This is a genomic window from Thermosynechococcus sp. OHK43 (assembly GCF_014466085.1).
GTDB lineage: Bacteria > Cyanobacteriota > Cyanobacteriia > Thermosynechococcales > Thermosynechococcaceae > Thermosynechococcus.
On record NZ_JACOMP010000234.1, the window covers coordinates 1 to 4903 of the forward strand.

A 4903-nucleotide genomic window follows, 5' to 3' on the forward strand; every position below is an offset into this window, starting at 1 on the left:
CATTGAAGTGGCGGGGATTCGTCAGCCGGGCTATCCAGGGGTGCGCCGCAGTAGTACCGCCTTCTTGGTGCCCTATGAGCAACTGTCAGCAAAAATGCAGCAGCTTCAGCGGACGGGTGCTCGCATTGTCAGTGTCAATCCTGCTTAGGAATATTTAGCGTCCTTTTGAGATTGGGAGTCAGGTGTCATGTTTGGTCAAACTGCGTCTGGAAGTGCTGCCCTTAGCCCCTCCGGCGCGCGGGTTTTCCGCTACGAGGTTGTGGGTCTACGTCAAAACGAAGAAACCGACAAAATGGGGTTTCCAATTCGGCGCAGCGGCAGCACCTTTATTACGGTGCCCTACAGCCGCATGAATGAAGAGATGCAGCGCATTACCCGCATGGGGGGCAAAATCGTTTCTATTACCCCAGTGGTTGCCTCCTAGGTAGCTGATGTCAGGAGAGGGAATGACGGCGGTCTCTGAACCGGTACAGCTTACGGTTTCCCAAATGCTGGCGCAGCTTCAGGGGGCGGATACCAGTCTTCGCTACTATGCGGCGTGGTGGCTGGGGAAGTTTGGCCTAGAAACAGCAACGGCAGCGGAGCGGCAGGCTATTGTCAGCGCTTTGATTGCGGCTTTGGCCGATGAAGCCGATCGCACAGAATTGGGGGGCTACCCCCTACGGCGAAATGCCGCCCGGGCATTGGGTAAGCTCGGCGATCGCCAGGCCGTGCCGGCGTTAATTGAGTGCCTGCGCTGTGAGGATTTTTATGTCCGGGAGGCGGCAGCCATTGCCCTCGGTCAATTGGGAGATCCGCAGGCGATCGCTCCCCTACAATCGCTCCTAGAAGGCGGTGTGGCAATGGCGCGGCTGGTCCCCGGTCGCCCGCATCTGGTGCAGCCAGTGGCAGCCGTGATTGAAAGCCTGGGTCACCTTGGCGCCACCGAAGCCATTGCCCTCATTGAGCCCTTCTTGACCCATGAAATGCCGCAAGTGCAATTTGCCGCTGCGCGGGCACTCTTTCAGCTGACGGGGGACGCGGTGTATGGCGATCGCCTCCTAGCCGCTCTCACCAGTGAAGATGTGCAACTGCGGCGGACAGCTCTTCTGGATTTGGGAGCGATGGGGTATCTGCCAGCAGCGGAGGCTATTTTGCAGGCGGGTGTTGAGGCCAGCTTCAAGCTCATTGCCCTCCACGGCATCCTAGCACAGCAATTGCAGCAGGCTGCCCCAGCCGAACAGACCCTCTCCCTCTTTCAAGGATTGGATCAACTGCTGTGAGTGATCTCCACGCCTATATCCATGCCGTTGAGACCGCCAGCTCTGCGCCGGCGTTGCGGGAGGCGGTGGTTCAGCTTGCCCAGCAAAAAAACACCGCTGCCATTCCAACGCTGATTGCCGTTTTGGGGTACAACAACCCCGCTGCTGCCCAAGCTGCTGTAGAAGGTCTCATTGCCCTTGGGGATGCTGTAGTAGAGCCCCTGTTGGCACAGTTGGATGGGTATAACTACGGTGCCCGTGCCTATGGGGTGCGTGTCTTGGGGAGTATTGGTCATCCGGCCGCCCTGCAGGTCCTATTGGCTGCTGCGCAGTCGGATTTTGCCCCCAGTGTTCGCCGCGCCGCCACAAAGGCCTTGGGAACGCTCCGCTGGCAGTTAATCCCTGAGGAGGCGGCAAAAGAGGCCCAGTTAAAGGAAGCACTGGCGGTTCTGCAGCGCAACAGTGGAGCAGCGGATTGGGCAGTTCGCTATGCCGTGGGGGTTGCCCTTGATCATCTGTATCAGCAGGCAGCGGCCCGCGCGATTCGGGAAGCTGTGCGTTCACTCCTGAATCATTTGAGCGATCGCGACCCCGATATTGTTGTGCGTTCCCGTTGTCAACTTGCCCTCCAGAGGGACTCTCTATCCATGCACACCTCATCCATGCACACCTAAAAGGATTGAAAAGTTATGTCGTTACCCTTGCTGGCTGTAAAGCCCAGAACCCTTGACCAGCGGGTGGTCAGTTATGAAGTCCCCGCCGAGGATGATCCCGTCATCTACCGCCTCACCGATGCCACCGATGCCGCAGACGTGGATGCCCTGATTTGGGCAGCCTATCGCCAGATTTTCAGCGAGCACTTGATTTTGGCCTCCTACCGTCAGCCCTTCCTAGAATCTCAACTCCGCAATCGTGCCATTTCCGTACGGGATTTTATCCGTGGCTTGGGTAAGTCGGAGGTCTATCGCGAGCAGGTGGCAGCCGTCAACTCCAATTACCGCCTTGTGGATATTTCCTTCAAGCGATTCCTTGGCCGCCCCACCTATGGCCAGCAGGAGCAAATTGCCTGGTCGATTATCCTTGCAACCCGTGGTCTAGAAGGGTTTATTGATGCCCTCGTGGACAGTGACGAGTACCAGCAAAACTTTGGTGCCGATATTGTCCCCTACCAACGGCGGCGGCGCATGGCCCGTCCTTTTAACCTCGTTAATCCCCGCTACAGCGACTACTGGCGCAACAAGGAAATCTCCCTGGGTGGCCGTTCTTACTATCAAGCGCGCTACTACGGTTCAGGGCCACTCGACAAGCAAATTGTCCGAGGCGCAATTCCAGCCAACTTCCTTTCTATGGCGCGTTCAATCGTGGTGCCCACCCTCGATACGCAACGCCATGTGGCACGGGCCACCTCAAGTTTGGTGAAGGTTCCCAGCACTGCCCAAGAACGGGATTTGCCGCCCACCCCCGTCAAACCAGTGCCTGTTGCGTTGCCCTACCGTTATTTGCCCTCTCAACCAAAGGTGTAAGCCATGACGATTCCCTTGCTGAGCTATGCCCCCAGTTCTCAAAATCAGCGGGTACCGGGCTACGAAGTACCCAATGAAGAAACCCCCTGGCGCTATTCCCTTGAGGATGCAGTGGATCAGTCGGATATTGATGAACTGATTTGGGCAGCCTATCGCCAGGTATTTAGTGAACACGTGGTCCTCAAGAGTACCCGCCAGCCCCATTTGGAATCACAACTGGCCAATCGTGCCATTTCGGTACGGGATTTTATTCGCGGCTTGGCCAAATCAGAGACATTCCGCCGCCTAGTGGTGGAGACGAACTCCAACTATCGCTTGGTGGAAATTGCCCTGAAGCGGCTGCTTGGGCGTGCTCCCTACAACAAAGATGAAGAACTGGCGTGGTCCATTCGCATTGCCACCGATGGTTGGCAGAAATTTGTGGATACCCTTGTGGACAGCGACGAATATACGCAAAACTTTGGCGATAACACCGTGCCCTATCAGCGTCGTCGCTACAAAGATCGCCCGTTTAATTTGGTTACCCCTCGCTATAGTGACTACTGGCGCGATAAGTTAGAAAGCAGTCGCTACAAGTGGGGTGACATCCGCAACTTCCTAGAGATGGCACGATCGGTCAAGGTGACGCCCGTGCAATTCAAGCCGGTCTCCACGGCCAATGTGCAAATCCCTGATACCACGCGGCGCGATCGCCCGACTGTCCCGGCCTCGATCAACCCGACGGCGAGCTTTCCGCTGCGCTAGCTATTGTTTCACTCTTTGACTTGGGAGAGATCCATGGACTTACCTCTAATTGCCTACAAGCCCACGACTCAAAACCACCGCGTCGCTAGCTTTGGCATTGCCGATCAAAACGAAGATACCCCCTATATCTATCGTCTTGAGGATGCGGCCTCCTACTCGGAAATCCGGGAGGTAATCTGGGCCTGCTATCGGCAGGTGTTTAGTGAGCATGCCACCTTGGCTTTTAACCGTCAAATCACTTTGGAATCGCAATTAGTGAACCGAGTGATTACGGTGCGGGACTTTATTCGCGGTTTGGCCAAATCAGAGCGCTTCTACAATACAGTGGTGGTCGTAAACGACAACTACCGTTTAGTGGATGTTTGCCTACGGCGGTTTTTGGGGCGCAGTGCCTACAATGAAGAGGAAAAAATTGCTTGGTCAATTAAAATTGGCACCCTTGGCTTCTATGGCTTTGTCGATGCCCTACTCGACAGTGAGGAATACACCAATGCCTTTGGTGACTTTACGGTGCCCTACCAGCGCAAGCGGATGGAGGGACGTCCCTTTAACCTTGTGACACCGCGCTATGGTTTTGAATATCGCGACAAAGTGGGCACCACCAAGACAGATTGGCGGTTTACGCTGGAGAAATTCTACGATCGCAAGTTCCAGGAGCGGCGGCTACCGGAGGGCGATCCCCGCAAATACCGCGATTTGGCAGCAGCGATCGCACCCAAAACTCGCTATGCCCAACAGTTGCGGGCCGCTGATGTTGACTACCTTGCCAAAGTGCCCCGCCGGCGTTAAAGCGCACTGATCATTAAATGTCCTCTAGTGGTTCAGCCGTCGGTCATACTACTGGCGGCTTTTTTCCATGGTGGTTCTTTTGAAACCCAATCTATGAGCATCTCGCATGGAGGTTGGTTCTTTCTTGAACTATGGGCAATCACCTTCTCCCCTGGCTGGTCAGCGCCCTTATCACTGCCACCGTTGTACCGGCCAGTAGTCAAGTTACGATTCCATTTACAGTCAGCGTCAGTCCCGATCGCCCTGTTTTAGGAGATACGCTGGCTATTGTGATCAACACTTCCGAAGAGCCTACCGTCGAAGTGGCGGGCAAAGCACTGCCGGTGTTCTCCATTGGCCCACAGCAATGGCGTGCTTTTGTGGCAACAACACCGCTCCAGACCCCCGGCCGCCGTTCCTTAGTGGTTCGGGCAGGAAATCAAACCCGCAACCTGCTGCTTTGGGTGGGCGATCGCGCCTTTCCTGTGCAACGCATTTGGCTACCACCGGGCAAGGACGCCTCAGGAACAGATTTTGAATTTGATCGCGTGGATGCCTTTAAGGCACTGGTCACCCCCCAACGACTCTGGCAAGGTGCCTTTCGCCGCCCCAACAGTGGTCCTGTAA

The 4903-nt window shown here is 55.8% G+C and carries 7 protein-coding genes and 1 pseudogene; all 8 read left to right on the forward strand.

Going from position 1 to position 4903, the window contains the following annotated elements; translation table 11 throughout:
- On the forward strand, positions 1-148 hold a 148-nt coding region (locus H8Q75_RS09905; RefSeq protein ID WP_365971046.1), incomplete at its 5' end, for a phycobilisome linker polypeptide.
- 39 nt (positions 149-187) lie between these two features.
- Positions 188-424 carry a phycobilisome linker polypeptide gene (locus H8Q75_RS09910; protein WP_024124994.1) on the forward strand — a complete coding sequence of 79 codons (237 nt, stop codon included), beginning with the start codon at positions 188-190 and terminating at the stop codon, positions 422-424.
- 7 nt (positions 425-431) lie between these two features.
- The gene (locus H8Q75_RS09915) at positions 432-1262 is read left to right on the forward strand and encodes a HEAT repeat domain-containing protein (protein ID WP_365971043.1); all 831 of its coding nucleotides are present in this window, start codon (positions 432-434) and stop codon (positions 1260-1262) included.
- A complete protein-coding gene (locus H8Q75_RS09920; RefSeq protein ID WP_297041381.1) occupies positions 1259-1915 on the forward strand; it encodes a HEAT repeat domain-containing protein in 657 nt (218 codons plus the stop codon). The genes H8Q75_RS09915 and H8Q75_RS09920 overlap by 4 nt, the downstream gene beginning before the upstream one ends.
- 15 nt (positions 1916-1930) lie before the next feature.
- Positions 1931-2764 carry a phycobilisome rod-core linker polypeptide gene (locus tag H8Q75_RS09925; RefSeq protein ID WP_024124997.1) on the forward strand — a complete coding sequence of 278 codons (834 nt, stop codon included), beginning with the start codon at positions 1931-1933 and terminating at the stop codon, positions 2762-2764.
- Positions 2765-2767: 3 nt separating this feature from the next.
- A complete protein-coding gene (locus H8Q75_RS09930) occupies positions 2768-3508 on the forward strand; it encodes a phycobilisome rod-core linker polypeptide (protein WP_024124998.1) in 741 nt (246 codons plus the stop codon).
- A gap of 33 nt (positions 3509-3541) precedes the next feature.
- A complete protein-coding gene (locus H8Q75_RS09935) occupies positions 3542-4297 on the forward strand; it encodes a phycobilisome rod-core linker polypeptide (RefSeq protein WP_024124999.1) in 756 nt (251 codons plus the stop codon).
- Positions 4298-4428: 131 nt separating this feature from the next.
- Positions 4429-4903, forward strand: a pseudogene (locus tag H8Q75_RS09940) (M23 family peptidase); the annotation flags it as partial.